Below are 26,658 nucleotides of genomic sequence, written 5' to 3'. Positions count from 1 at the left end.
GAAACGGCGCGGCGTTCGACCAGAGGTGGTGGCGCCGTCAGCTGCCGAGGCCGGACGGTTCGCGGCATAGAGCGAACCCGTTAGCGATACCCCAGGCGATTCGCGACCTTCTCAGCCACGACGACCGCGGTGGCGAGACGATGGTCGCGGCCAGTCGCGGTGGTGGTGCCGCGGGAGTGGAGCGCGTGGGCCGAGGCGGCGCGGCGGAGGCCGCGCCGCCGGGGAATCAGTTGACGAGCTCGCGCCCGCGCAGGGCGAGCCAGAACTCGATGCGGTCGCGGGCGCTGGCGAGGTCGCGCCCCGTCAGCTCCTCGATCTTGCGGATGCGGTACCGCAGCGTGTGACGGTGGCAGTACAGTCGCCGCGCGGCCGCCTCCCATTGCCCGTTGCACTCGATGAAGGCCTCCAGCGACCGCATCAGCTCGCCGCCGTAGTGCCCCTCGCCGGTCTCGATCGGCCCCAGCAGCGACTCGCAGAACAGCCGCAGCGCGTCGCTGTCCTGCAAGGACAACAACAACTGGAAGGACCCCAGGTCGCGGTACGTCGCGACCATCGGCTTGCCGCTCGCCGCGGCGCCGTTGCCGTTGCCGCCACCCGCCGAGCCGTGCCCGTTGCCGTTGGCCTCCGCCCCGACCGGGCGCCCGAGCGTCCGCGCCTCCAGCGCGCACCGCGCCTCGTGGTAGGCGCGCCGCGCGTCGCCCGCGGCGACCGCCCGCCCCGCGCCCGCGGCGGGCGCGGCGCCCATCTTCGCGACGACGCGATCCAGGACGCGCTGCGACAGCTCGAACAGCTCCTCGTCCAGGAACCCCGGCAACAGCGCGCACACGTGGTTGTTCGCCGTGGCCACAAGACCACTCACCGCTTCGTCACGCAGAGCGGACGCCAAAGCGGCCTCGCACGCCTCCGGCCCGCCGCCCTTGCCGGGCTGGCGCGCCGGCGGCGACAGCACCAGCGCCGTGACCCGGCCGCCGAGCCCGAACGGCTCCAGCCGCCGCGCCAGATCCGGACCCTCGACCGTCCCGCCGATCAGCTCGGACAGCACGTCGCCCGCCAGCCGTCGCTCCGTCGATGCCGCGACATGCCGCCGCAGCAGCTCCAACGCGACGACCGTGACCGCCTGGTGCAGCACCACGCGGTCGAACTCCGACAGCCCGCCGGAGTCCTTCACGGCGACGAGCCACGCCTGCGGCAGCCCCGTCGTCTCCGCGCCCGCGACCGGCAGCGCCAGCGCGCGCGGCGCCAGCTCCGGGTGCGACGGCACGAACCCGCGCGCCTCGGTCCGCCGCGCGCGCTCGCGCAGCTCGGCGCCGATCGCGCTCAAAGCGTCCTCCGGCAGCTCGCGCCGGAACGCGTGCAGCGCCTGCGGCTCGCCGCGCCCGTCGAAGACCACCAGCGTCCCGCCGATCAGCGTCGCCAAGGCAGAGGCGATCGCGTCCAGCCCGCGCTCGCTCAGCACGATCCGCTGCAGCCGCTCCTGCACCGCGATCGACCGCTGCAACAACGCGTACTGCTCGTTGACCAGCCGCGCGAACGCCTTCTCGGTCACCGCGATGAACGGCGTGTCGTACGGGATCTCGACCAGCGGGAAGTCGCGCTCGGCCGCCGCGGCGACGAGCGCCTCCGGCACCTTCTCGTGCCCGAAGCCGACGCCGAAGCCCAGCCCCGCCAGCCCGTGATCGGCCAAGTTGTAGATGTACTCGCGCTGCTCGTCGGGCGTCTCCTGCGACAGCCCCGTCGTCAGCAGCAGCTCGCCGCCGGACAGCCACGGCGTGGGGTCCGCGAGCTCTGAGATGTGCACCCAGCGGACCGGCGCGTCGAGGTTCGCCTCACCGGCGAGGACCCCGACGTCCAGGTCGCGCAGGAGCTCGCGGACCGTCAGCACCGGCTAGCCCAGCATCCGGCGCGAGGCCTCTTCGAGGACCGGGCGCAGGACGCCCTCGATCTCCTCGAACTGCTCCGGCCCGGCGATCAGCGGGGGCGAGAGCATGATGACCGGGTCGCCACGGTCGTCGGCGCGGCAGATCAACCCGCGCTCGAACAGCTCGGACGACAGGTAGCCGCGCAGCAGCGTCTCGGACTCCTCGTCGGAGAACGACTCCTTCGTCTCCTGGTCCTTGACCATCTCGATCGCGTGGAAGTACCCGGCGCCGCGCACGTCGCCGACGATCGGGATGTCGCGCAACCCCTCCAACATGCTCCGGAACGGGGCCTCATTGGCGCGCACGTTGCCCAGGATGTCCTCGTCCTCGAAGACCTGGATGTTGGCCAGCGAGACCGCCGCGCAGACCGGGTGGCCGCCGAACGTCAGACCGTGCATGAACGACGTCGTGCCGGTCGAGAACGGCTCGAAGACCTTCTCGCTCGCGATGACCGCGCCCATCGGCGCGTAGGCCGACGTGATGCCCTTGGCCGTCGTGATCATGTCCGGGACGTAGTCGTAGCGCTGCGCGCCGAACCACTCGCCGAGCCGGCCCCACGAGCAGATGACCTCGTCGGAGATGAACAGGACGTCGTAGTAGTCGGCGATCTCGCGCACGCGCTGGAAGTAGCCCTCCGGCGGCACGAAGCAGCCGCCCGCGTTCTGGACCGGCTCGAGGATGATCGCCGAGACCGTCTCCGGCCCCTCGAACTCGATCCGGTGCGCGATCGCCTCGGCGAGGTCCTCGGCGCGGTGGCCCTCGGGCAACCGGTAGGTGTTGGTGTTCGGGACGTGGCAGCCACCGGCCGGCAGCGGCTCGAACGGCGCGCGCAGGCCGGCGATGCCGGTCGCGGTCAGGCAGCCGGCGGTCGTGCCGTGGTAGGCGGTCTCGCGCGCGATGACCTTGTACTTGGTCCCGTTGCCGCGCAGCTTGTGGTACTGGCGAGCGAGCTTCAGCGCCGACTCGACCGCCTCGGAGCCACCGGAGGTGAAGAAGACGCGGTTGAGGTCGGCCGGCGCGAGCTCGGCGATCTTGGCGGCCAGCTCGATCGAGCGCGGGTGCGCGTAGCTCCAGTTCGTGAAGAAGCCCAGCTCCTTCGCCTGATCGGCACCGGCCTGCGCCACATCGGCACGGCCGTGGCCGATGTTCGTGCAGAACAGCGAGCTGAGGCCGTCGAGGTACTTCTTGCCGTGCTGGTCCCAGACGTAGCAGCCGTCGCCGCGCGTGATGATGGGCACCTCGGCGTTCTCGTACGCGCCCATGCGGCTGAAGTGCATCCAGAGGTGCTGCTTGGCGAGCTGCTGCAGCTCGGCGTTGCTCGTCTCGGCGGTCGTCGCCATTCGGAGCTCTCCCTTTCCCGTTTGTCCGATTCGGCGGATACGGCTGTCGTTGTGGACAACGGTACCCGCGCGTGCACTGTGGCGCCAACCCGCACGACGCGCTGGAGGAGCTTCCGGGCGCACGTACGCCAGATCGGCACATGGTCGGCGCGGAAACGCTCCCTGCGTCTCATCCGTCACAAGTGGGCGGCTCGAACGTACTTAACGACGAAGGTGCCGAACGTCTCCTGTCCCAGCTGCGGCCTCACCAGCTACGCGCCGACCCCGCACAGCACGGCTTCGCCGTGCCCGTACTGCGACGCCGAGCTGTTCCCGCGCCACCAGCGCCCCGCGCCGGAGCAGGCCGCCACGCAGCTGCCCGCACCGCAGGCGCCGGCGCCCGGGCGCCAGGCGCCCGCGCGCGAAGCGGCCTAGCGGTCGCCTCCGGGGCGCCGCACTGGTCCGCATCCGCGGGCCGGAACTGGTCTTCCCGACCGGACCGCTCGCGTCCTAGGTTGGGGTCATGACCAACCTCCCCACGCACGACAGCACGCCCCGCGCGATCGACTTCCCCCGCGCCTACAAGCGGCTGGTCGCTCTCCAGGGCGAGATCAACGAGGGCCTGGACCCGCACATCTCGCACCTCGTCAAGCTCCGCGCCAGCCAGGTGAACGGCTGCGCGTACTGCATCGACATGCACGTCGACGAGGCGCTGGCCGACGGGATCGACGCCAAGCTGCTGCACCTCGTCGCCACCTGGCACGAGGTCGACCTCTTCTCCCCGCGCGAGCAGGCCGCGCTGGCGCTGACCGAGGCGGTCACGCTGGTCTCCGAGTCGCACGTCCCGCGCGCGGTCTGGGACCAGGCGGCCGAGCACTTCGGCGAGGCCGAGCTCGGCGCGCTGCTGTGGCAGATCATCGCGATCAACTCCTGGAACCGGCTGGCGATCGCGACGCGCGCGGTCCCGGAGTCGCTGAAGCCCGCGGCCGAGCCCGCGGGCGCCGCGTCCTAGGACCTACACCTAGGGCGCGACGACGAGCCGCAGCCCGGCGTCGTAGGCGTCCAGGTCGCGCAGGTGCCCGTGCCGCGCGTCCCAGGCGCCCGACGCCAGGTCGCGCCCGACGGCCGCGACGCAGCGGTCGACGATCGCCGGCTGCATCCGCGCGAACCCGGACGTCGCGGCGCGCGCCTCGGCGTCCAGGACACGCTCGGGATGCGCCCAGAACGACAGCAGCGTGTGGTCCGGGGTGTCGCGCGGGACCTCGAGGACGTCGATCGCGACCGCGCCGCCGAGCCAGTCGGCCAGGACCTCCGGCAGCGGGAAGATCTCGTCGTCGAGCGCCGCGACCTCCGGCAGGTAGTCGGCCACCATCCACGTCGCGCCCGAGACCCGCGGGTCGATCGTGAGCAGCACGACCGGCCCGCGCGCGACGCGCCGCAGCTCCCGGATCCCCTGCTCCTGCTCGTGGTCCCAGTGGTGCAGCGTCAGGACCGCCATCGCGGCGTCGACCGACGCGTCGCGCAGCGGCAGCCGTCCCGCGGTCGCCCGGATCGCCGGCGCCAGGGACGCCGGGCGCTGCGCGGCCATCACGTCGCTGGGCTCGATCGCCACGACGTGCCGGCCCGCCGGCTCGTAGGACCCCGCGCCCGCGCCGACGTTGACGACCGTCCGCGCGTCGCCCAGCGCCGCCTCGATCGCGGCGGCGAAGCCGGGATCCGGCTGCCGGTGGCGCGCATAGCCCCCACCGATCCGGTCATAGCGCGGCGACAGCTCCTGAGCGACCATCGCCACACCCTCGCACCGCCGCCACGCGCGGGCAACCGCCCCTAACGCGCCTTCACGACCGGCCCTGCCGACTGGCAGCAGCCGCCGCGCGCCAAGAGTTCTCCATCACCTTGACTTCCGCCACCGCCAGGAAGACCCTGCCGCGCCATCATGCTGACCACTCCGAGATTACGAGCGGCGCTCCTCACGACCGCCGCCTCCCTCGCCCTCGCCGCACCGGCGAGCGCCTCCTGGACCGTCGCGCCCGGGACCGTCCTGCCCAACCCCGGCCAGACGTCCGGCGTGTCCTGCCCGACGACCGCCGGCTGCCTGCTCGTCGGCGCCCAGTCCGGGGCGACGTCGACCGGCCTTGCCGCCGACTGGACCGCTTCCACCTCCACCTTCACCCAGATCGCGACCGCCTCAACGACCGCCACGCACATCCGCGTGAGCTGCCCGTCGACGACGTGGTGCATGGACGTCGGCTACGACGACAGCGGGGCCGTCACCGTCCCCCACGCCGAGTCCTACGCGAGCGTCGTCACCGACACCTCGATGGCCGCGCCGCCGAGCTCGGTCTACGCCGAGGGCCTCGGCGTCTCCTGCGTTTCGAGCAGCGACTGCTGGGGCGTCGGCTTCTACAGGACGTCCACGCAGGACCGCGGGTTCATCGAGCACTGGAACGGGACCGCGTGGTCGAACGTCTCCTTCACCCCGCCGACCGGGACGCTGGCGTCGTCGCTCTCGGACGTGTCGTGCGCGTCGTCCACCTACTGCGTCGCCGTCGGGTGGTACGAGAGGAACGGCCAGCCGCGGCAGACGCTCGCCGAGGTCTGGAACGGGACGTCGTGGACCGCGCAGACGACCGCCAACCCGGTCAACTTCAGCGGCTCGCAGCTGCTGAGCGTCAGCTGCGACTCCTCGACGCGCTGCATGGCGGTCGGCGACTACAGCGACAACTCGTTCGTCAGGCACTCGCTGGCGGAGTCCTCCAACGGCAGCACCTGGACGCTGCGGTCGGTGGCCGACCCGAGCGGTCAGACCAACCCGAGGCTGAACGCGGTGTCGTGCGTCACGTCGCCGTCGTACTCGTGCAACGCCGTCGGCGACGCGGTGACGGGCGCCGGGCACGCTGCGCCGGTGGCTGCCACCTGGAACGGCACGGCGTGGAGCCTGCAGCCCGTCGCGGTCCCGGGGAGCACGACCGACAACGCGCTCTACGGCGTGTCGTGCAGCAACGGCTCGACGTGCGTGGCGGTCGGCGTCTCGCTGTACTCCACGCTCAGCGGGGTGCGCCCGTGGGTCGAGCTGGGACCGTAGGCGCACGCGCCTTCACGCCGTTCTGCCGCCTGGCACCACAAAGGTATGACCTAACGACGTTCTGCGCTTGACAGACGTCCCGCAGTCGGAGAACCTCTGCGCACGCACGCTGAGCATTGTGGAAATGCCAGCGTGATGGGTGGCCGGCTCATCCATCCTGGCCTCCCGATCTCCGCGTCGGCTCGTGGCCGGCTGGGGCGCCCCCGCACAGGGACACGCCTCGGCCGGTCGCGATCCCGGCCGGGCCGCCGTCAGCTCGTCTTGACCGGCGAGCTGTCGAGATCCTGCAGCCTGTAGCCGAGCGCGTGGAACGCGCGCCGCGCGGCGATGAGGTCGGCGCGCGTGGCCCTCGACGCGATCGTGCCGGAGGACAGCAGGCGCTGCGCCCCCTTGGTGTCGCCGCGGTCCAGCGCGACCCGCGCGCGCTCCAGGTCGTCGGCGAACGACCGGATCCCCGCGACGTAGCGCGCCTGCGCGCGCACCGCGGCGGCCGGCGGGTGCAGCCCGCCCACGCGTCCGGCCCACTCGCGCAGCAGCCTCTGCAGCCCGTCGATGTGCCTGGCCTGGTCGGCGGCCGAGGCCTCCGGGTCCAGCGGCTTGCCGACGCCGTACTTCGGCGCCAGCCCGTACGCGCTCTTGCCGAACGCGTCCTCGTACTGCTTCTGGTCGAGCTGCCCGGTCGGCAGCCTCGCGATCGGCAGCGCCTGCGATCCGCAGCCGGCCACCAGGGCCGCGCCCGCCAGGAGCGCGGCCAGCAGGACGAGCGTCCTACGCAGCGGCGCCAGCCGCGGCGATGCCCGCCGGAGCGGTGGCATCGCCCTTGGCCGCCGGCGACGGCGTCATCGCCGAGGCGACGATGACCAGCAGGAACGCGACGGCCTGGAGCACGATGCCCAGCGTCGTGCCCGGCAGCGGGTCGCCGAAGACGATGATCCCGGCCGCGACGGTGGTGATGTTCGCGGCGGTGCCGGTGATCGCGATCACGCTGACGGCGTCGCCGTCCTGCAGGCCGCGGGCCGAGGCGAAGAACGCGGCGACCGAGGCGGCGATCGTGACGAACAGCCACGGGCTCGCGACGATGCCCATCATGCCGGCGTCGCCGGCGATGCCGGTCAGCGCCTTGATCGAGACGTCGGAGACGCCGAACAGGACGCCGGCCGCGGCGCCGAGCATGACGCCGTGGTGGTGGGCCGGGGCGCCGACGCGAGGGCCCATGATCAGCAGCCCGCCGATGCCGAACAGGCCGGCCTCGAAGGCGATCATCGCCGGCGTGTTGAAGGAGGAGTGCGCGCTGTCAGAAGCGTGCGGGAACGTCACGGCCAGCAGGATCAGGCCCAGGCAGGTGAGCGCGAGGCCCCACCACTGCCGGTTGCCGACCTCGACGCCGAACAGGCGCTGGGCCATCACGCCGATCATCACGACGCCGCCCGCGAGGACGACCTGGACGACCGAGATCGGCGCCATCGCCAACGCGGCGACGTGGAAGATCCACGCGCTCGTCGCGATCGCCATGCCGATGGCGAACCACTTGGAGCTGTAGAGGTTCTTCGTCGTCTTGAACGGGTGCCGGATGTCGACCTTCGTGCACTCGCAGGCTCCGCGATGCTTGAAGAAGAACCCGAGGTTCGAGACGAAGGCGCAGACGAGCGCCAGGAGAATGCCGAGTTGGATCGTCATGAAGTGGTGGTGGTGGGGCGATCAGGCGTGGGTCAAGCGAAGCGGGTGCCACACAGGACCCGGCTCACCGATCTCTCGCCCCAGACATCGGCAAACCCTGCGAACCGCTTGACCCAAACGGTCCACGCCAAGCGTACCGGTCCCAGTTCGTTACTGCGTAAGGCTTGCATCAAGATGTCAAACTGCCTGGAAATGAGCAGAAAACCGTTGCTTTTCGTCGATGTTGACGGCGTGATCTCGCTCTGGGGATTTGGGGAGGACACGCGTCCACCCGGCGCGTTCGCAGCCATCGACGGGATCCCGCACTTCCTTTCCACCCGCGCGGCCGAGCACCTCCTCGCCGCGTCACAGCGCTTCGAGCTGGTGTGGTGCACCGGATGGGAGGAGAAGGCCGACGAGCACCTCCCGCGACTGCTCGGGGTGCCCAGCGGCCGCCCCCACCTCTCGTTCGGCGACGCGACCCGCGCGCAGGTGTCCGCGCGCGCACACTGGAAGCTCGAAGCGGTGCAGGCCCATGCCGGCAACCGGCCGCTGGCGTGGATCGACGACGCCTTCAACGACGCCTGCCACGCGTGGGCGCAGGAGCGCGCCGCGCAGGGCCTCCCCACGCTGCTCGTCTCGACCGCGCCCGCATCCGGCCTCGACGACGACGCCGCGGCGCAGCTCGACGCGTTCGCGGACGGCCTGGCGGCCGCGCGCTAGCCCGCGACGATGACGCGGTCGCGGCCCGCGTGCTTGGCCATGTAGAGCGCCTCGTCGGCGCGGCGGTACTGGGTGTCGACGTCGAAGCCGCCGGCGCCGGACACGGCGACGCCGAAGGACATCGTCACGGTGCGGCCGGCGATCGGCTCGGCGGCGATCGCGCGGCGGAGCTTCTCGGCGAGGCCGCGGGCCTCGTCCTCGGTCGCGCCCGGCAGCAGGACGACGAACTCCTCGCCGCCCAACCGGTACGCGAGGTCGTAGGCGCGCAGCGCCGTGCGCCAGCGGTAGGCGATCTCGCGCAGGACCGCGTCGCCGGCCTGGTGGCCGTCGGCGTCGTTGATCGCCTTGAAGTGGTCGAGGTCGCCCAGCACCACGCCGACCGGGCGGCCGGACACCTCGGACTGCAGCGCCAGCTCGCGCCCGCGCGCCGCCAGCGCCTTGCGGTTGAGCATCTGCGTCAGCGGGTCGACGATCGCGTCGGCGCGGTGCTCGACCTCGCTCCTCATCAGCGCGCTGCCCACCAGCGCGATCCCGAGCACGAGCGACATCGGGAACGCCAGCAGGTACGGCGCCTCCAGGACCCGCCCGGAGTCCACGCCGAAGGTCGCGGCGCACAGCAGCGCCAGCGTCAGCACGACGCCCGCGGCCAGCCCGCGCGGCGTGAAGCGCCCGACGCCCGCCGCGACGGTGATCGCCAGCCACAGCAGCAACGGCGAGTCCGGCCCGCCGGTCGCCGCCGCGGCGCCCGCGATCGTCGCCTGCGCGATCGACCACGCGGCCGCGTAGACCAGCTCGGCGTGGTCGGTGCGCGCCATCAGCCGGTCGGCGGCCAGGAACGCCCCGACGGCGACCGGGCTCAGCGCCAGCGGCCACCAGCCCAGCTCACCGACGCAGGCGATCAGGACCAGCAGCTGCAGCGCGAAGTTGATCTGCCGCGCGGTGCGCGGGCGCCCGTCGACCTGGTGCAGCCGCGCGCGGACCGCGTGGTCGACCAGCCACGTGTCGTCGGCGGCGGGATCGAGCGCGTCGACGGCCATTTACGCAGCTTCCTTGACGATCTTCAGTGTGGGCGGTGCCTCTTCCGGACCGCCGCAGACGCGGTCGCGGCCGCCGCGCTTGGCGCGGTACAGCGCCGCGTCGGCCTGCGCGTACAGCGCGTCGAAGTCGAACGGCTCGCCGTCGGCCGAGGCCGCGACGCCGAAGCTCATCGCCACGTCCTGGCCGGCGATCGGCGCGGCGCCGATCGACGCGCGCAGCCGCTCGGCGACCTCCTCGGCCTCCGCGACGTCGGCGCCGGGCAGCAGCACCAGGAACTCCTCGCCGCCGAGCCGGTAGGCCATCTCGTAGGCGCGCAGCGACAGCCGCCAGCGGAACGCGACGTCGCGCAGCACCGCGTCGCCGACCTGGTGGCCCGAGACGTCGTTGATGCGCTTGAAGTGATCCAGGTCGCCGAGGACGATCCCGACCGGCTTGCGGGTCAGCCTCGTCTGCAGCGCCAGCTCCGCGGCCCGCGCGACCAGCGCCTTGCGGTTGAGCATCTGCGTCAGCGGGTCCATGACCGCCTCGGCCCGCTGCTCGACCTCGGAGTGCATGTGCGCCCAGCCGAACAGCGCGACGCCGACGATCGTCATCGCGGGCACGAGCACCAGCGACGGGTGGTGCCAGACCGACGACGGCGCGTAGCCCGCCGTGACGCCGACCAGCAGCGCCAGCGCCAGCCCGACACCCGCGAAGATCCCGCGCGTGGTGAAGCGGCCCGGCAGCGACGAGACCGCCAGCGCGTACCAGGCGATGCACGGCGCGGCCGGCCCGTGGGTCAGCAGCGCGCCCGCGCTGATCGCGACGAGCGTCCCGACCCAGGCGACGCCGTAGGCGATCTCCGGCCGCGCGGCGGTGTGCATCCGCCGCTCGCAGACGGCGAACAGCAGCGCGACCGCGATCATCGGCACGGGCGTCCACCACCCCAGCCAGTGCGCAGTCCCCAGCAACACCCCGAGCTGCAGCACGAACGTGACGTTGCGCAGCGTGCGGACCCTCGGGCTCATGTCGAGCATCCGGGCGCGCCCGGACTCGTCACTCAGCCATGTCGCCGGGGCTGTCCCCTGGCCCGGGCCGTCGGACACGGCTGCCGGACTCGTCATCCCCATGGCTCAGCTGATCGGCAGCCGCCGCACCGGATTGAGCGACTTCGGGCCGCGGGCGGACAGAACGACGAAGGGCGCCCGCAGGCGCCCTTCGCAGCAACTTCAGGTGAACGCGAGCGTCTACTGCTCGTCGTTGTCCGACGGCACGTCCAGCTCGGCCAGCTCGTCGGCGAACCCGGTGTCGCCACCGGCGCCGATGTCCTCGAGCTGCGCGAGGTCCTGGTCGAAGCCCGCGCCGAACCCGCCGAGGCCGTCACCGTCGCCGAGACCCAGCTCGGCGGCGATCTCGTCCTGGTCGAGCAGGCCGACCTCGTCCATCGCACGCGGCAGCGGCTCAGACGGCTCGATCTCGATGCGGCGGTAGCGCTTCAGCCCCGTCGCGGCCGGGATCAGCTTGCCGATGATCACGTTCTCCTTGAGGCCGTTGAGGGTGTCCTTCTTGCCCTCGAGCGCGGCATCGGTGAGGACCTTCGTGGTCTCCTGGAAGGAGGCCGCCGAGAGGAAGGAGTCCGTGTTCAGGGACGCCTTCGTGATCCCGAGGATGATCTCCTCGTACTGGGCCGTCTCGCCCTTGGCCTTCTTGACGTCGGCGTTGACACGCGCGAACTCGTAGCGGTCCACGAACTGGCCCGGGAGGTAGTTCGTGTCGCCCTTCTGGTCGACGCGGACCTTCTTGAGCATCTGGCGGACGATCAGCTCGATGTGCTTGTCGTTGATGTCCACGCCCTGGGACTTGTAGACCTCCTGGACCTCCTTGACCAGGTACTGCTCGGTCTCGGTCCGGCCGCGGAGCCTCAGCAGGTCGTGCGGGTACAGCGAGCCCTCGTTGAGCTGCGTGCCCGCCGGGACCTTCTGGCCGTTCTCCACCAACAACCGCGTGCGGCGCGGGAAGGTGTACCGGTGCTCCTCGCCGGCGTCGTCGGTGACGACGACGGTGCGGGCCCTGTCGGTCTCCTCCAGCGTGGTCACGCCGTCCTGCTCGGCGATCTGCGCGAGGCCCTTCGGCCTGCGCGCCTCGAACAGCTCGACGACACGCGGCAGGCCGTGCGTGATGTCCGCGCCGGCGACGCCGCCGGTGTGGAACGTACGCATGGTCAGCTGCGTGCCCGGCTCGCCGATCGACTGCGCGGCGACGATGCCGACCGCGTCACCGATCTGCGCGAGCTTGCCCGTGGCCATGGCCCGGGCGTAGCACGCCTGGCACACGCCGGACGTCGCCTCGCACTTGAGGACGGAGCGGACCGGCACGAGCGGACGGCCGCCCTGCTGGTGCTCCTCCGCGTAGAGCTCGGCCAGCTTGGCCAGCTCGGCGCGGTCGATCTCCTCGCCCTTCTTGGTGATCATCTCGCGCCCGACCTTGATATCGGACGGCGCGATGCGGCCCACCAGGTTGGTGTTGGCGTCGCCCGCCGCGTCGAAGACCGGCAGCTCGATGCCCTCGGTGGTGCCGCAGTCGAGCTCGCGGATGATGACGTCCTGCGAGACGTCCACCAGGCGCCGGGTGAGGTACCCGGAGTCGGCGGTACGCAGGGCGGTGTCCGCGAGGCCCTTACGGGCACCGTGGGTCGAGATGAAGTACTCGAGGACCGTCAGGCCTTCCATGAAGTTGGCCTTGATCGGGCGCTCGATGATCTCGCCCTTCGGGTTGGCCATCAGGCCACGCATGCCCGCCAGCTGGCGGATCTGCGAGATCGAGCCTCGGGCACCGGAGCTGGCCATCATGAAGATGGGGTTCAGCTCGTCGAAGTTCTCCTGCATGGAGTTCGCGACTTCGTCGGTGCAGTCGGTCCACTTCTCGACGACCAGCTCGTGGCGCTCTTCCTGCGTGATGAGCCCCATGTCGTACTGGTCGTGGATCTCGGCGACCTCGTCCTCGTACTTCCTGAGGATCTCCGGCTTCTGCGGCGGGATGATGACGTCGTTCTTGGACACCGTGATGCCGGCCAGCGTGGCGAAGTGGAACCCGAGGTCCTTGAAGGCGTCGAGCACCAGCGCCACCGCCGACGCGCCGTAGCTCTGCACGAGCGCGTCGATCAGCTTGACGGTGTCCTTCTTGCGCATCGCCTGGTTGACGAACGTGTAGAGCTCGGGCGAGTAGTCCTCGCCGAGCGCCACCTCGAGCGCGCGCTCGATCTTGTCGTTGTAGATGATCCGGCCGACCGTGGTCAGGATGTGGCCGCCTTCGCGACCGACCTGGCGGTACTCGGCGAGGTCGTGCAGCCCGACGAGCTTGTTGTCGTAGGACAGCTCGGCCTCCTGCGCCGTCCGGAACACCTTCGGCCGCGGCTCGCTGGCGGGCCACTCGCCCGCCGCCAGCTTGGCCTGCTTCTCGCTCAGCGTCGCGGCGTCCTCGCCGTGCGTGAGGTAGAAGGTGCCGAGCACCATGTCCTGCGCGGGCGTCGCCAGCGGCGCGCCGTGCGCGGGGGACAGGATGTTGTTGGACGACAACATGAGGATCCGGGCCTCCGCCTGCGCCTCGGCGCTGAGCGGGAGGTGGACCGCCATCTGGTCACCGTCGAAGTCCGCGTTGAACGCGGAGCAGACGAGCGGGTGGACCTGGATCGCCTTGCCCTCGACCAGCACGGGCTCGAACGCCTGGATGCCCAAGCGGTGCAGCGTCGGCGCGCGGTTCAGCAGCACCGGGTGCTCGTGGATGACCTGCTCCAGGACGTCCCAGACCTCCGGGATCATCGAGTCCACCATCTTCTTGGCGGCCTTGATGTTCTGGGCGGCCTTGCGCTCGACCAGCTGGGCCATGATGAAGGGCTTGAACAGCTCCAAGGCCATCAACTTGGGCAGGCCGCACTGGTGCAGGCGCAGGGACGGGCCCGACACGATCACCGAACGGCCGGAGTAGTCCACGCGCTTGCCGAGCAGGTTCTGGCGGAACCGGCCCTGCTTGCCCTTGAGCATGTCGGAGAGCGACTTCAGCGGGCGGTTGCCCGGGCCCGTGACGGGCCGGCCGCGGCGGCCGTTGTCGAACAACGCGTCGACGGCCTCCTGCAGCATGCGCTTCTCGTTGTTGACGATGATCTCCGGCGCGCCGAGGTCGAGGAGACGCTTCAACCGGTTGTTGCGGTTGATGACGCGGCGGTAGAGGTCGTTGAGGTCGGAGGTCGCGAAGCGGCCACCGTCCAGCTGCACCATCGGGCGCAGCTCCGGCGGGATGACCGGGACGGCCTCGAGCACCATGTGCTCCGGCTTGTTGTCGGAGTGCAGGAAGGCCGAGAGGACCTTCAGGCGCTTGACGGCGCGGGCCTGCTTCTGACCCCTGCCGTTCTTGACCTGGTCCTCGAGGTCCTCGCGCTCGTGCTCGAGCACGATGCCCGGCTGGTCCTGCGGGGCGAGGTCGTCGCCCGCGAGGCGGTCCGCGTCGGTGTCGCGCGGCTTGGCCAGGCGGTCGTACTCCTGCTTGTCGGTCAGCAGCGTGCGGATGTGCTCCGCGCCCATGCCGCCGCCGAAGTACTCGCCGAAGCCGAACGGGGAGCCGAAGCGGTGCTTGAGCTCACGGAAGAACGTCTCGTCGGCGATGATCGTCTTCGGACGGAAGTCGTCCTTCTCGGCGGCCTTGTCGACGTAGGTGTTCAGCGGCCAGTCCTCGCCCTCCTGGGGCGCCTCGTCGGCCGGCTCGTCCTTGTTGGCGAAGAGCTTCCAGACGTCCTTGAGGCGCTCGCGGGCGTCCTCGTAGTAGGCCTGGGTGTCGTCGATGTCCGACGCGAAGGTCTTCTGGATCTCCTTGATGAGCTTCTCGCGCTCGTCCTCGGAGAGCTTCTTGACGTTGATGTCGAGCGACTCGGCCCAGAGGTGGTCCTCGTCGCCGAAGTCGCCCTGCTCGCCCGTGTTCAGGAACGTGATGCGGGCCTCGCGGGACGTGCGCAGCTCCTCGACGCGCTCGTTCTCCTCGGCACGGAGGCGCGTGAGCTCCTCCTGCATCTCGCCCTCGAGCTTCGGCAGGTCGCGCCAGCGCGCCTCCTGGTCCACCCACGTCACGATCGACGCGGCGAAGTACAGGATCTTCTCGAGCTCCTTGGGAGCCATGTCGAGCAGGTAGCCGATGCGGCTCGGGACGCCCTTGAAGAACCAGATGTGGCTGACCGGGGCGGCCAGGTCGATGTGGCCCATGCGCTCACGGCGCACCTTGGACCGCGTGACCTCGACGCCGCAGCGCTCGCAGACGATGCCCTTGTAGCGGACGCGCTTGTACTTACCGCAGTAGCACTCCCAGTCCTTGGTGGGACCGAAGATGCGCTCGCAGAACAGGCCGTCCTTCTCCGGCTTGAGCGTGCGGTAGTTGATGGTCTCGGGCTTGGTGACCTCGCCCGAGGACCACCCGCGGATCTGCTTGGAGGACGCCAGTCCGATCTCGATGGCGTCGAAGTTGTTGATGTCGATCATGCGATCTCTTCCAGTCTTCCGGGGTGGTCCTACGCCTCGTCGTCCACGAGGGGTGCGGCGGCGGCGTCGTCGGCGGGCAGCTCGCCCAGGTCGATCTCGCCGTCGACGTCGATGTCGGAGCCGTCGGCGTCGTCTTCGACGGCGGCCTCCGGCTCGGCGTCGGCATCGGCCGTGTCGGTGTCGTCGGTGCCCTCGACGGCCTCGTCGGCCGCCTGGCCGTCGCCGGCGCGGACGCCGGAGAGGTCGATGCCGAGCTCTTCCGCAGCGCGGAGGAGGTCGTCGTCCTCGTCGGCCATCTCGGCGCGCTGGCCCTCTTCGGAGACGACGTTGACGTCGAGCGCCAGCGACTGCATCTCCTTGAGGAGCACCTTGAACGACTCGGGGATGCTCGGCTCGGCGATGTTCTCGCCCTTGACGATGGCCTCGTAGGCCTTGACGCGCCCGACGGTGTCGTCGGACTTGATCGTCAGCATCTCCTGGAGGGTGTACGCGGCGCCGTATGCCTCGAGCGCCCACACCTCCATCTCGCCGAAGCGCTGGCCGCCGAACTGCGCCTTGCCGCCCAGCGGCTGCTGGGTGACGAGCGAGTACGGGCCGGTCGAGCGCGCGTGGATCTTGTCGTCCACGAGGTGCAGCAGCTTCAAGATGTACATGTAGCCGACGGTCACGACACCCTCGAACGGCTCACCGGTGCGGCCGTTGAAGAGGCGGAACTTGCCGGTGGCCTGACGGCCCGGGACACGGCTCGTGTCCACGTCCATCTTGATCTTGCCGCCGTACTTCGTGTGGTCCTCCTGCCAGCGCACGAGCGCGTTGTCGACGTCCTCCAGGGAGGCACCGTCGAACACCGGCGTGGCGGTGTAGACCTTCTCGCCGTGCCTGAAGCCCTTCTCCTCGTCGTCGAACCAGCCCTGCGCGGCGGCCCACCCGAGGTGGGTCTCCAGGATCTGGCCGACGTTCATGCGCGAAGGCACGCCGAGCGGGTTCAGGATGACGTCGACCGGCGTGCCGTCCTCGAGGAACGGCATGTCCTGCTCGTCGACGATCTTCGAGATGACGCCCTTGTTGCCGTGGCGGCCGGCGAGCTTGTCGCCCTCGGAGATCTTGCGCTTCTTGGCGACGAACACGCGGACGAGGTCGTTGACGCCCGGCGGCAGGTCGTCGCCGTTCTCGCGGCTGAAGGTCATGACGTCGATGACGACGCCGCCCTCGCCGTGGGGCACCTTGAGCGAGGTGTCGCGGACCTCGCGCGCCTTCTCCTTGAAGATCGCGCGGATCAGCTTCTCCTCGGCCGTCAGCTCGGTCTCGCCCTTGGGCGTGACCTTGCCGACGAGCAGGTCGCCTGAGCCGACCTCGGCGCCGATGCGGACGATGCCGCGGTCGTCGAGGTTGCGCAGCGACTCCTCGGAGCGGTTCGGGATGTCGCGGGTGATCTCCTCGTCGCCCAGCTTGGTCGTGCGGGCGTCGATCTCGTACTCCTCGATGTGGATCGAGGTGAGCTCGTCGTCCTTGACCAGGCGCTTCGAGAGGATGATCGCGTCCTCGAAGTTGTAGCCCTCCCAGGACATGAAGGCGACCATCAGGTTCTTGCCGAGCGCCATGTCGCCCTTGTCCGACGCCGAGCCGTCGGCGAGCAGCTCGCCCTTCTCGACCGTCTGACCCGTGTGGATCAGCGGCTTCTGGTGGATGAGCGTGCCCTGGTTCGAGCGCATGAACTTCTGCAGCTCGTACTCGTCCTTGCCCTCGGCGTGCTCGACGACGATCTGCTCGGCGTCGACGTAGGCGACCGTGCCCGCGTTGCGCGCGAGGATCAGGTCACCGGTGTCGAGGGCGGCACGGCGCTCCATGCCGGTGCCGACGACGGGCGCGTCGGTCTTCAACAGCGGCACCGCCTGGCGCTGCATGTTGGAGCCCATCAGGGCGCGGTTGGCGTCGTCGTGCTCGAGGAACGGGATCATCGCCGTGGCGACGGACCAGATCTGCTCGGGCGAGACGTCCATCAGGTCGACGTCCCTCGGGCCGACCGTGACGTACTGGCCGGCCAGCGTGCGGCAGAGGACCTCGGGGCCCTTGAGCCTGCCGGTCTTCTCGTCGATCGGCTGGTTGGCCTGCGCGATGAGCTGCTGCTCCTCCTGCGTGGCGTCCAGGTGCACGAGCTCGTCGGTGACCTGGCCGTCCTTGACGACGCGGTACGGCGTCGTGACGAAGCCGTGCTCGGAGACCTGCGCGTAGCTGGAGAGCGAGCCGATCAGGCCGATGTTCGGACCCTCAGGGGTCTCGATCGGGCACATGCGGCCGTAGTGGGTCGGGTGGACGTCGCGGACCTCGATCGGCGCGCGCTCGCGGGTCAGGCCGCCGGCGCCGAGGGCGCTGAGGCGACGACGGTGCGTCAGACCACTCAGGGAGTTGGTCTGGTCCATGAACTGCGACAGCTGCGAGGAGCCGAAGAACTCCTTCAGCGCCGCGACGACCGGGCGGATGTTCACGATCGTCTGCGGGGTGATCGTGTCCTCGTCCTCGGTGGTGAGGCGCTCGCGGACGACGCGCTCCATGCGGTACAGGCCGATCCGGAACGCCTCCTGGATCAGCTCGCCGACGGTGCGCAGGCGGCGGTTGCCGAAGTGCTCGTACTCGTCGAGGCGGTCGGCGATCGGCTCGCGCGGCATGGCGTTGGCCTCGGCCGCGAAGTCCTTGATCTCGACCTCGCCGTCCTCCGGGATGCCGAGGAGCTTCGGCAGCGAGATCAGCTCACGCACGAGGGCGTGGATGTCGTCGTGCGTCAGCGTGCGGGTCTCGAGGTCGATGTCGAGGCCCAGGCGGGCGTTCAGCTTGTAGCGGCCGACGCGCGTGAGGTCGTAGCGCTTGGGGTCGAAGAAGAGCTGGTTGAGCAGCGCGTACGCGGCGTCCACCGACGGCGGCTCGCCCGGGCGCTGCTTCTTGAAGAGCTCGATGAGCGCGCCCTTCTTCGTCTTCGTCGCCTCGGGATCGGACTCGATCGTCTGGCGGATGTAGAGCGAGTTGTCGAAGAGCTCGGCCAGCTCCTGGTCGAGGCGCTCGATGTCCTCGTGGCTCTCCTCGACGTCGGCGTCGGTCTCCGGGTTGTACGCCATGGCGCGCAGGAGGACCGTGACCGGCAGCTTGCGCTTGCGGTCGATGCGGACGAAGACCTTGCCCTTCTTGTCGATCTCCATCTCCAGCCAGGAGCCACGGGCCGGCATCAGGTTCGCGGTGAAGACCTGCTTCTCCCGGTCCTTGGCCTCCATGATGTAGGCGCCCGGGGAACGGACCAGCTGCGTCACGACGACGCGCTCGGTGCCGTTGATGATGAACGTGCCGCGGTCGGTCATCCACGGGAAGTCGCCCATGAAGACGGACTGCTCGCGGATCTCGCCGGTCTCGTGGTTGATGAAGGCGACGGTGACCGTCAGCGGGCGCGAGAAGGTGAGGTCCTTCTCGCGGCACTCGGCGATCGAGTTCGGCGGATCGTCGAACACGAACTCGCCGAAGTTCACCGCGAGGTGACCGGTGTAGTCCTCGATCGGTGAGATGTCGTCGATCGTCTCGCGGAGACCACCGGTCTCCGGATCCACCAGCCACTCAAAGGAGCGCCGCTGGATGTCGATCAGGTTGGGAAGGTCGAGGACCTTGTCCAGGCGCGCGAAGCTGCGGCGCGTACGGGTGGCGTCGAGGGCAGGCACTACGGCGACTCCTCAAGAAGGGTGGAGGCGGGCAAATCGGGAGGGGAGCGGTCTGCACGTTGGGCGCAGAGACGCGACCTGCCAATCTAGCACAGGCCGACGCGGACCCCCCTTCGAGGGGCTGTCAGCACTCACGGACCCCGCCCGAGCCTCCGCGTATGTGGCGCGGATCGCTGCATGTGGGCGGCTACGACTATCGGCCGACCGCGGCAGTGTAGCGACGCCGCCCCTACCGCGCCAGCGCGGCGCTGCCAGCCCGTCTCGGCCGGTGCCTGGGCGCGCAGGCCCGGTAATGGCGCACGGTGGTCACGGTCCTGCCGTTGGCGAGCGTGATCGAGACGCGGACGCGGTAGCTGCCGTGGCGCGGGAGGCCGTGGATCGTCACCGCGCGCGTGAGCTTGGCGCCGGTGAACCGCTGCGGCTTCGCGTTGTCGATGCGGATGGTCAGGGCCCTGAAGCGGTCGACCTGCCTGCCGGAGCGCCGCGTCACCCGGACGGTCCGGTTCGGGATGCACGACGTGCCGCTGGGCAGCGAGGCGAGCTGCGTGAACGCGGGCGTCCTGGGCTGCCTCGCGGGCGGCGGCCTGTAGGTGCCGATCGCGTGGATCGAGGTCGTGGCGGCCTGCGCGCCCAGGTGGTTGAAGGTGTTGATGTACGCGGGCCAGTCGCCGGTCGTGGCGAACGGGCCGAGCTCGGCGCTGACCCTCACGGGCGCCGTGCCGGCCGGGATCGAGCCGGAGACGGACTTGGGCAGCGTGAGCACGCCGGCGCCGCCGACGGCCGCGGTCCAGTAGGTGTCATTGCCGCGCGGGTCGATCGTGGCGACCAGCGCGGTCCCGACGACGTGCACGCCGGAGAGGACGGGCGGGCCGTCGACGTAGCGCTTGGCGGTGAGGGCGTCAGCGGCGACGGTCCACAGCGCGTCGGGCGTGACCGCGACGTGGCCGCCGTCCAGCGACGGCAGGTAGGAGATCGCGCCGCGCGGCGAGATGACCTCCAGGCCCTCGGTGCCGCCGGAGAGCACGGCGTAGGCCGTGCCGTCCGGGGCCTCCCCGAGCGCGACCGGGATGCCGTGGGTGTCGGTGTCGGCGACCCACCCGCCGATCAGCGGAGGGTTGGGGTCGATGCGCACGACGGAGCCGTGGCCGGACCCGTCGCCCGCCGCGTACCCGATGTCGATCTGACCGTCGGGCCGGACCGCGAGCGCGCTCGTCGTCGCGTCGTTGCTGAGCGTCGTGCGCGCGTCGGGGCCGGAGAGCGAGGCCGCGTCGTAGCGGCGGACCGTCGCGTCGCCGGAGCTGCCGGCCCAGAGCTTGCCGCCGGCCGCGGCGAGCGCGGAGACCCACTCACCGGTGTCGGTGTCGTCGACCGCGTGGACCGTCCCGTCGGGCGTGATCGCGCCGATGCCGTAGGGCGCGCACGGCTGCGCGGGGTCGTCGGGCGCGCCGAAGAACAGCGTGCCGGTCGTGGCGTCGAAGGCCGCCGACGACGGCGTGCAGCCGAACGCCGCGCCGAGGTCGGCGCGCGTGAGCGTCCCGTCGGCCGCGACGTGGGTGAAGCCGGGATGGCCGCCCGCGCCGTCGTCGCCGATCCAGACGCCGCCCGAGGCGTCCGCGACCGCGACCTCCGGGGCGGACGCGGGGAGCGCGGTCGTGCGCAGCCGCGTGCCGTCCGGCGCGAAGACCTCGTCCTGGGCCGGGGCGCGCTCGACGACGTGGACGTTGCCGTCGGAGGCGGTGAGTACCGCCACGGCGTGGCCGCTCAGGCCGACGGGCGCCGTGACCGCCGCGTGCGCCGCCGCGGGCAGCGCGGCCAGCGCGGCGACGGCGATCAACGGCAGGACGCGCGGCGGGACGGCGGGCATGGGCGCGCCATCATGCTCAGGTCCGTTGAGTACGTCAAGTCGTCGCGCTGAGACGCCGCGCGGTCGCGGCGACGCGCGGCGGGACGACGACCGGCCAGACCGACAGGACCGCCGCGCCCGAGAGGGCGATCGCCGCGGCCGGGCTGACGGCGCGGGCCGCAAGGCCGACCGCGGGGCCGCCGAGGCCGACGCCCGCGTCGAACCAGGAGAAGAAGAGGCCGGCCGCGGCGCCGTGGCGGGTGGGGTCGACGCGCTTGAGCGCCAGGACGCCGAGGGCGGGCACGGCCAGCGCCTGGCCGGCGGCCAGCAGCGCGGTCGCGGCGAGGGCGACGGGCGCGCTGCCGGAGACCGCGAGGACGATCAGGCCGATGCCCTCGGCGAGGACGCAGGCGCGCAGCGCGTTGGTCGCGCCGAATCGGTCCGGCAGCCCGGCGCCGGCGAGGCGGACGCCGACGACGACCACCGCGAAGAGCGGGACGACGACGGCCGAGTGGCCGGCGTCCGCGCCGAAGGCGATCACCGCGACGTAGCCGATGTTGACGAGCATCAGGCCGATGCCGGGCCGCAGCGTCGCGCGGAGGATCGACGGCCCGCGCGGCGCCGCGCCCGCGGGCCGAGCGTCGGCCGGCTCCGCCGGCGGCGCTGCGGGCACGGGCAGCGTCGCGGCGGCGCCGAGGAGCGGGAGGACGAGGGCCGCAAGGAAGACGGCGTGGTCGGACGTCCCCAGCGCGCTCGCCAGCAGCGGGCCGAGCGCGAGGCCGGTGTAGTTGGCGAGGCCGATGTGGCCGAGCGCGCGGCCGCGGTGCTCGGGGCCGCTGAGGCGCAGGAGCCAGAGCGCGGTGGCGGCCATCATCGCGCCCTCCCCCGCCCCGACGATCAGGCGTGAGGCGTCGAGCGCGAAGACCCCGCCCGAGAACGCGGGCAGCACGCCGAGCGACATCACGAGCGCCCCGCCGACCACCAGCGGGCGCGGGCCGATCCGGTCGGCGGCCCGCCCGGCGAGCGGGCGGGTGGCGATCGCGGTCAGCGCGGGCGCGCCGACCGCGAAGCCGAGGGCGGCCGCGCTCCCGCCCAGGTCATGTTGTACATGTTGAGGCAGGATCCGCAGCACGGCGCCCAGCGCCATGTAGCAGAGGGCCGCGGCGCTCAACACCATCAGGTACGCGCGGGACATGTCCCACACGCTCGCCGCGGAACCCTTCGGCGCCCGGCGAAGCGTCAGGCAGGCGACGACGCGGCGCCCGCCTCCCGCTCCAGCCGCCGGTCGCGCAGCAGCGACGCGACGACGCCCGTCCCGAGCACCAGCGCGATCGCCGGCAGCGACACCTCCGGCCCGAGCTTGCCCCACAGCTCGCCCGCCGCCATCTTGAAGCCGATCAACACCAACAACGCCGCCAGCGCGGTCTTGAGGTAGTACAGCCGCTCGACCAGGTCGGCGACCAGGAAGAACAGCGGCGCCAGCCCCAGCAGCGCGAACGCGTTGGCGGCGAACACGACGAACGCGTCGTCGGTGATCGCCAGGATCGACGGGACGGAGTCGATCGCGAACACGATGTCGGCGATGACCAGCGCCGCGACCGCCGCGGTGCCGACGCTCATCCCGGGCAGGCGCGCCTTCAGCTTCTCGACGAACGCCGTCTCCCCCGCGCTGTCGTGGCGGTGCTGGAACATCCGCCAACCCGTCCACACCAACAACACCGCGAACAGGTACGAGATCCAGGACGCGTGGTGCAGCGCGGTCGCGCCGACCGCGATGAACACGCCGCGCAGGACGAGCGCGGCCACGATCCCCCACGTCAGCAGGCGGTGGCGCTGGGACTCCGGGATCCCGAAGGACGTCAGGATCAGCAGGAACACGAACACGTTGTCCAGCGACAGCGACTTCTCCACCAGGAACCCGGCGAAGTACAGCCCGGCCTCGCGCCCGGACAAGGCCATCAACATGACGGCGCCGAACGCGAGCGCGACGGCCAGCCACCCCGCGCTCTGCAGCGCGGCCTTCCGGACGCTCATCCCGGCGCCCCTGGTCTCGCGCCGCGCGAGCCACAGGTCGAAGGCGAGCAGCAGCGCAAGCGCTGCGATCAGCAAGATCCACTTCATGTTGGAGACGGTCCCTTTCGCGGTGTCGAATACCGCGAAGGTTTGACCGCCTCGCACGTGCAACTTCGCGAGGCCGCGCGCTCCGGACGGTCCATCGGGACCATCGTGCTGACGGAGACACGCCGTCGGGCTACTTCCCTTCGACGCTGCCAGAGTAGCAACCGCGCCCATGCTCGTCGACACCGCCGCCCAGCTCCCGCCCTTCGCGTTCCACGCCGCGCCGCTGAGCCGGCCGCAGCGCCACCGCCTCTACGGCTCGTCCTGGCACCCCGGCTGCCCGGTCTCCCTCGACCAACTCCGCTGGGTGCGGCTGCGCTACGTCGACTGGAACGGCACCGCTCGGACCGGCACGCTCGTCGTCAACGCCGACGCGGTGCCCACCGTCCGGACCGCCTTCACCGACCTGTACGACCAGCGCTTCCCGATCCGCCGCATGCGGATCGTCGACGACTACGGCGCGTCGGACTACGCCTCGATCGAGGCCGACAACACGTCGGCCTTCAACTGCCGCCGCGCGACCGGCGCGACCCGCTGGTCCCAGCACGCCTACGGCCGCGCGGTCGACGTCAACACCATCGAGAACCCGTACGTCTACGCCAAAGGCACCACGACCCACGCCGCCTCCCGCCCCTACCTCGACCGCGCGGACCACCGCAAGGGCATGGCCTACATCAACGGCACCCTCGTCAAGGCCTTCACCAGGTCCGGCTGGGGCTGGGGCGGCAGCTGGCCGCTCCCGACCGACTACCAGCACTTCTCCGCCAACGGCACGTAACGCGCCGCAGAACGACGAAGGGCGCCCCGCGAACGGGACGCCCTTCAGAGGCCACGCGAGTTCGGCCGCTAGGCCGAATCTCGCAATGAAGTGATCGCCCTCTGGGCGATCTACTTCACCTCGACGGAGGCGCCGGCCTCTTCGAGCTCCTGCTTGAGCTTGTCGGCCTCGTCGCGCTCGATGCCTTCCTTGACGGGCTTGGGAGCCTCGTCGACGAGCGCCTTGGCCTCCTTCAGGCCCAGGCCGGTCGCGGCACGCACGACCTTGATGACCTGGATCTTCTTGTCGCCGGCGCCGGTCAGGATGACGTCGACGGTCGAGGACTCCTCCTCGGCGGGGGCGGCGTCGCCGCCACCGGCGGGGGCGGCGGCCGCGACGGCCGTCGCGGAAACGCCGAACTCCTCTTCGAGCGCCTTGATGCGCTCAGAGAGCTCGAGCACGGAGATGCCCTTGAGCTCTTCGATCCAATCAGTGGTGCTGGTAGCCATAGGTGTTAGTCCTCCTGGGGGGTCTCAGTGGTGTCGTCAGAGCCCTCGGAGGGCTCCGCGGCCTCGGCCGGAGCGTCGGCCTCGGGGGTCTCTTCGGTGGTGGCGGCAGCCGCGGGAGCTGCGCCGGCCGGGATCTCTCCCGACTCCTTCTTCTCCAGCACGCCGCCCAGGGCGATCGCCAGACCGGACACGAGCCCGTTCAGGCTGCGCGCAAGGCCGGTGATCGGCGAGGCGACCACGCCGACCAGCTGTCCGTAAAGGACCTGGCGCGACGGGAGCTTGGAGATGGCGACGATCTGCGCGGCGTCGAGCGCGTTGCCTTCCATGAGCCCGCCCTTGAAGGGCAGCAGCTCGCCACCGGTCGACCTCTGGAAGTCGGCGATGGTCTTGGCGGCAGCAGCGGCGTCGCCACGCACGAACGTGAGCGCCGTCGGGCCTTCGAGCAGAGACTTGAGAGCCTCTGCCTCGGCCTGGTCGGCGGCACGCTCGGTCAGCGTGTTCTTGACGACTCGGAACGTTGCGTCCGAGTCGCGCAGCTTGGTCCGGAGCTCCTTGATCTGCGCGACGGTGATGCCGCGGTAATCGACGGCGAACACCGCCTCGGAGCCCTGGATCTGCTCAGCGATCTCAGCGACCGCTGTGGCTTTCTCTTCCCGGTTCACGGGCCTCCTCTGCCGGACTTCCACGCTCCCACGCGGGGCGTCGCCGGCGGTCTCAGGACGGCCTCGGATGTTGAGTGAGCGAGTTACGCAGCAGCAGCTGCGCCCTCACCACTCTCCAATCCGAGGATGTCGCGGGTACGGGACGGATCGACCTTGATGCCCGGGCCCATCGTCGAAGCGATGGTGACCGTGCGCAGGTAACGACCCTTGGCGGCCGAGGGCTTGGCGCGGACCAGCTCCTCGATGACGGCCGCGTAGTTCTCCAGCAGCTGACGCTCGTCGAACGAGGTCTTGCCGATGTTCAAGTGGACGATCGCGGTGCGGTCGGTGCGGTACTCGACCTTGCCGGACTTCGACTCCTCGACGGCCTTGGCGACGTCCATCGTGACCGTGCCGACCTTCGGGTTCGGCATCTTGCCCGACGGGCCGAGGATGCGGCCGAGGCGACCGACGACCGGCATCATGTCCGGCGTCGCGATGGCGACGTCGAAGTCCATCCAGCCCTCTTCGATCTTCTTGGCGAGGTCGTCGGCACCGACGATGTCCGCACCGGCGGCCTCGGCCTCGGCGGCCTTCGGCCCCTTGGCGAAGACGGCGATCCTGACGTCCTTGCCCAGGCCGTTCGGCAGCGCGATCGTGCCGCGCAGCTGCTCGTCGGCGTGGCGGACGTTCAGGCCCGTGCGGATGTGGATCTCGACGGACTCGTCGAACTTCGCGCGCTTGAGCGACTTGACGAGGGCGATCGCCTCGGCGGGCAGGTACTCGCGCTCGCGGTCGACCTGCGCCTTGACGTCAACGTAGTTCTTGCCGTGCTTGGCCATGACTAGACGACCTCCACGCCCATGGAGCGGGCGGTGCCCGCGATGATCTTGCTGGCCTGATCGAGATCGTTCGCGTTCAGGTCGTCGAACTTCTTCTCGGCGATCGCGCGGATCTGATCCTTGGTGATCTTGCCGACCTTGACGCGGTGCGGCTCGCCGGAGCCCTTCTCGAGGCTGATGGCCTGCTTGATGAGCACCGCGGCGGGCGGCGTCTTGGTGACGAACGTGAACGAGCGGTCTTCGTAGACCGTGATCACGACCGGGATGACCGTGCCGGCGTCCTGCTGGGTCTGCGCGTTGAACGCCTTGCAGAACTCCATGATGTTGATGCCGTGCTGGCCCAGCGCAGGGCCGACCGGCGGCGCCGGGGATGCAGCGCCACCAACGGCCTGCAACTTGATCTGGGTGAGGACCTTCTTGGCCATGTCTTTTCCTTCCGCCTCCCGCCTTCGCTGGCCTCAGCGACGCGGTTCGATTGGCGATTGTCTAGATCTTCTTCACCTGGTCGAAACCGACTTCGACCGGTGTTTCGCGACCGAAGATGCTCACGAGCACCTTGATCTTCTGAGCGTCCTGGTTGATCTCCGAGATCTCGCCGGAGAAGTCGGACAGCGGGCCCGAGATCACCTTGACGGACTCGCCGATCGAGAACTGCGCCTTCGTGGCGACCTTCTGCGCGACCTCGCGGTGCAGCAGTCGATCGACCTCGGGCTGGGTCAGCGGCACGGGCTCGTTGGAGGCACCGACGAAGCCGGTGACGCCGGGCGTGCCCTTGACGAGCTGCCACGAGTCCTCATTCAGGTCCATGTTGACCAGCACGTAGCCGGGCATCGTCCGCTTCTCCTTCGTCTCCTTCTGACCGTCCTTCATCTCGGAGACGGTCTCGGTCGGGACGACGACAGAGCGAATCGCTCGGCGTTGCCCGAGGGAGGAGGCGCGGTGCTCAAGGTTGGACTTGACCTTGTTCTCGTGCCCGGAGTAGGTGTTGACGACGTACCAGCGATACATG

22 protein-coding genes are annotated in these 26,658 nt (G+C 70.6%); 5 read left to right on the top strand and 17 right to left on the bottom strand.

Features of this window, described 5'->3' with window-relative positions:
• Nucleotides 1-226 precede the first annotated feature (226 nt).
• On the bottom strand, nt 227-1,882 hold the full coding sequence (locus H030_RS0107215; RefSeq protein ID WP_027005614.1) for a PucR family transcriptional regulator: 1,656 nt from the start codon (nt 1,880-1,882) through the stop codon (nt 227-229).
• A gap of 3 nt (nt 1,883-1,885) precedes the next feature.
• Nucleotides 1,886-3,259, bottom strand: coding sequence for an aspartate aminotransferase family protein (locus tag H030_RS0107210; RefSeq protein WP_051221964.1), 1,374 nt, complete (start codon nt 3,257-3,259; stop codon nt 1,886-1,888).
• A 213-nt stretch (nt 3,260-3,472) separates the two neighbouring features.
• On the opposite strand from H030_RS0107210, the gene H030_RS0107205 reads away from it, so the two are divergent.
• Together H030_RS0107205 and H030_RS0107200 are read left to right on the top strand one after the other, a co-directional pair.
• Nucleotides 3,473-3,673, top strand: a complete 201-nt coding sequence (locus H030_RS0107205) for a hypothetical protein (RefSeq protein ID WP_027005612.1) — start codon at nt 3,473-3,475, stop codon at nt 3,671-3,673.
• Nucleotides 3,674-3,761: 88 nt separating this feature from the next.
• Nucleotides 3,762-4,250, top strand: coding sequence for a carboxymuconolactone decarboxylase family protein (locus H030_RS0107200; protein ID WP_027005611.1), 489 nt, complete (start codon nt 3,762-3,764; stop codon nt 4,248-4,250).
• Nucleotides 4,251-4,259: 9 nt separating this feature from the next.
• Here H030_RS0107200 and H030_RS0107195 read toward each other — a convergent pair whose 3' ends face one another.
• Nucleotides 4,260-5,024 (bottom strand): class I SAM-dependent methyltransferase, encoded by a 765-nt coding sequence (locus H030_RS0107195; RefSeq protein ID WP_027005610.1) that lies wholly within the window; start codon nt 5,022-5,024, stop codon nt 4,260-4,262.
• Nucleotides 5,025-5,174: 150 nt separating this feature from the next.
• On the opposite strand from H030_RS0107195, the gene H030_RS0107185 reads away from it, so the two are divergent.
• On the top strand, nt 5,175-6,323 hold the full coding sequence (locus tag H030_RS0107185; protein ID WP_155891890.1) for a hypothetical protein: 1,149 nt from the start codon (nt 5,175-5,177) through the stop codon (nt 6,321-6,323).
• Between the two features lie 251 nt (nt 6,324-6,574).
• Here H030_RS0107185 and H030_RS0107180 read toward each other — a convergent pair whose 3' ends face one another.
• Together H030_RS0107180 and H030_RS30085 are read right to left on the bottom strand one after the other, a co-directional pair.
• On the bottom strand, nt 6,575-7,138 hold the full coding sequence (locus tag H030_RS0107180) for a hypothetical protein (protein ID WP_027005607.1): 564 nt from the start codon (nt 7,136-7,138) through the stop codon (nt 6,575-6,577).
• Entirely contained in the window at nt 7,092-8,000 is a 909-nt protein-coding gene (locus H030_RS30085) for a hypothetical protein (protein WP_051221963.1), read from the bottom strand. The genes H030_RS0107180 and H030_RS30085 overlap by 47 nt, the downstream gene beginning before the upstream one ends.
• On the opposite strand from H030_RS30085, the gene H030_RS40575 reads away from it, so the two are divergent.
• The gene (locus H030_RS40575; protein ID WP_331270970.1) at nt 7,926-8,702 is read left to right on the top strand and encodes an HAD domain-containing protein; all 777 of its coding nucleotides are present in this window, start codon (nt 7,926-7,928) and stop codon (nt 8,700-8,702) included. The genes H030_RS30085 and H030_RS40575 overlap by 75 nt on opposite strands.
• Here the strand turns inward: H030_RS40575 and H030_RS36575 are convergent.
• From H030_RS36575 to H030_RS0107130, 7 genes are all read right to left on the bottom strand, one after another.
• On the bottom strand, nt 8,699-9,739 hold the full coding sequence (locus H030_RS36575; protein WP_051221959.1) for a sensor domain-containing diguanylate cyclase: 1,041 nt from the start codon (nt 9,737-9,739) through the stop codon (nt 8,699-8,701). The two genes, H030_RS40575 and H030_RS36575, sit on opposite strands and share 4 nt — an antisense overlap.
• Nucleotides 9,740-10,747 (bottom strand): GGDEF domain-containing protein, encoded by a 1,008-nt coding sequence (locus H030_RS36570; RefSeq protein WP_196809030.1) that lies wholly within the window; start codon nt 10,745-10,747, stop codon nt 9,740-9,742.
• 219 nt (nt 10,748-10,966) lie between these two features.
• Nucleotides 10,967-15,241 (bottom strand): DNA-directed RNA polymerase subunit beta', encoded by a 4,275-nt coding sequence (gene rpoC / locus H030_RS30065; protein WP_035125970.1) that lies wholly within the window; start codon nt 15,239-15,241, stop codon nt 10,967-10,969.
• A gap of 29 nt (nt 15,242-15,270) precedes the next feature.
• Nucleotides 15,271-18,939: a DNA-directed RNA polymerase subunit beta gene (locus tag H030_RS0107150; protein WP_027005606.1), complete on the bottom strand. Its 3,669-nt coding sequence runs from the start codon at nt 18,937-18,939 to the stop codon at nt 15,271-15,273.
• Nucleotides 18,940-19,168: 229 nt separating this feature from the next.
• A complete protein-coding gene (locus tag H030_RS30060; protein ID WP_035125968.1) occupies nt 19,169-20,803 on the bottom strand; it encodes a hypothetical protein in 1,635 nt (544 codons plus the stop codon).
• Between the two features lie 34 nt (nt 20,804-20,837).
• The gene (locus tag H030_RS0107135; protein ID WP_027005605.1) at nt 20,838-21,977 is read right to left on the bottom strand and encodes an MFS transporter; all 1,140 of its coding nucleotides are present in this window, start codon (nt 21,975-21,977) and stop codon (nt 20,838-20,840) included.
• Nucleotides 21,978-22,021: 44 nt separating this feature from the next.
• Nucleotides 22,022-22,903, bottom strand: a complete 882-nt coding sequence (locus H030_RS0107130) for a TerC family protein (protein WP_027005604.1) — start codon at nt 22,901-22,903, stop codon at nt 22,022-22,024.
• 169 nt (nt 22,904-23,072) lie between these two features.
• On the opposite strand from H030_RS0107130, the gene H030_RS30055 reads away from it, so the two are divergent.
• Nucleotides 23,073-23,678 carry a M15 family metallopeptidase gene (locus tag H030_RS30055; RefSeq protein ID WP_051221956.1) on the top strand — a complete coding sequence of 202 codons (606 nt, stop codon included), beginning with the start codon at nt 23,073-23,075 and terminating at the stop codon, nt 23,676-23,678.
• Nucleotides 23,679-23,788: 110 nt separating this feature from the next.
• Here H030_RS30055 and rplL read toward each other — a convergent pair whose 3' ends face one another.
• The 5 genes from rplL to nusG all read right to left on the bottom strand — a co-directional run bounded on the left by rplL (nt 23,789) and on the right by nusG (nt 26,657).
• Nucleotides 23,789-24,166 carry a 50S ribosomal protein L7/L12 gene (rplL, locus tag H030_RS0107120; protein WP_027005603.1) on the bottom strand — a complete coding sequence of 126 codons (378 nt, stop codon included), beginning with the start codon at nt 24,164-24,166 and terminating at the stop codon, nt 23,789-23,791.
• A gap of 5 nt (nt 24,167-24,171) precedes the next feature.
• Nucleotides 24,172-24,828: a 50S ribosomal protein L10 gene (gene rplJ / locus H030_RS0107115; protein ID WP_027005602.1), complete on the bottom strand. Its 657-nt coding sequence runs from the start codon at nt 24,826-24,828 to the stop codon at nt 24,172-24,174.
• Nucleotides 24,829-24,911: 83 nt separating this feature from the next.
• Entirely contained in the window at nt 24,912-25,649 is a 738-nt protein-coding gene (gene rplA / locus H030_RS30050) for a 50S ribosomal protein L1 (RefSeq protein ID WP_035125965.1), read from the bottom strand.
• A gap of 2 nt (nt 25,650-25,651) precedes the next feature.
• Nucleotides 25,652-26,074 carry a 50S ribosomal protein L11 gene (gene rplK / locus H030_RS0107105; RefSeq protein WP_027005601.1) on the bottom strand — a complete coding sequence of 141 codons (423 nt, stop codon included), beginning with the start codon at nt 26,072-26,074 and terminating at the stop codon, nt 25,652-25,654.
• A 61-nt stretch (nt 26,075-26,135) separates the two neighbouring features.
• Entirely contained in the window at nt 26,136-26,657 is a 522-nt protein-coding gene (gene nusG, locus H030_RS0107100) for a transcription termination/antitermination protein NusG (protein WP_027005600.1), read from the bottom strand.
• Between the last annotated feature and the right edge of the window lies 1 nt (nt 26,658).

Source organism: Conexibacter woesei Iso977N (assembly GCF_000424625.1).
In the GTDB taxonomy this organism is placed as follows: Bacteria; Actinomycetota; Thermoleophilia; order Solirubrobacterales; family Solirubrobacteraceae; genus Baekduia; species Baekduia woesei_A.
The sequence above is the reverse complement of the archived record's forward strand: the minus strand, read 5'-3'. Positions and strand labels throughout refer to the sequence as shown.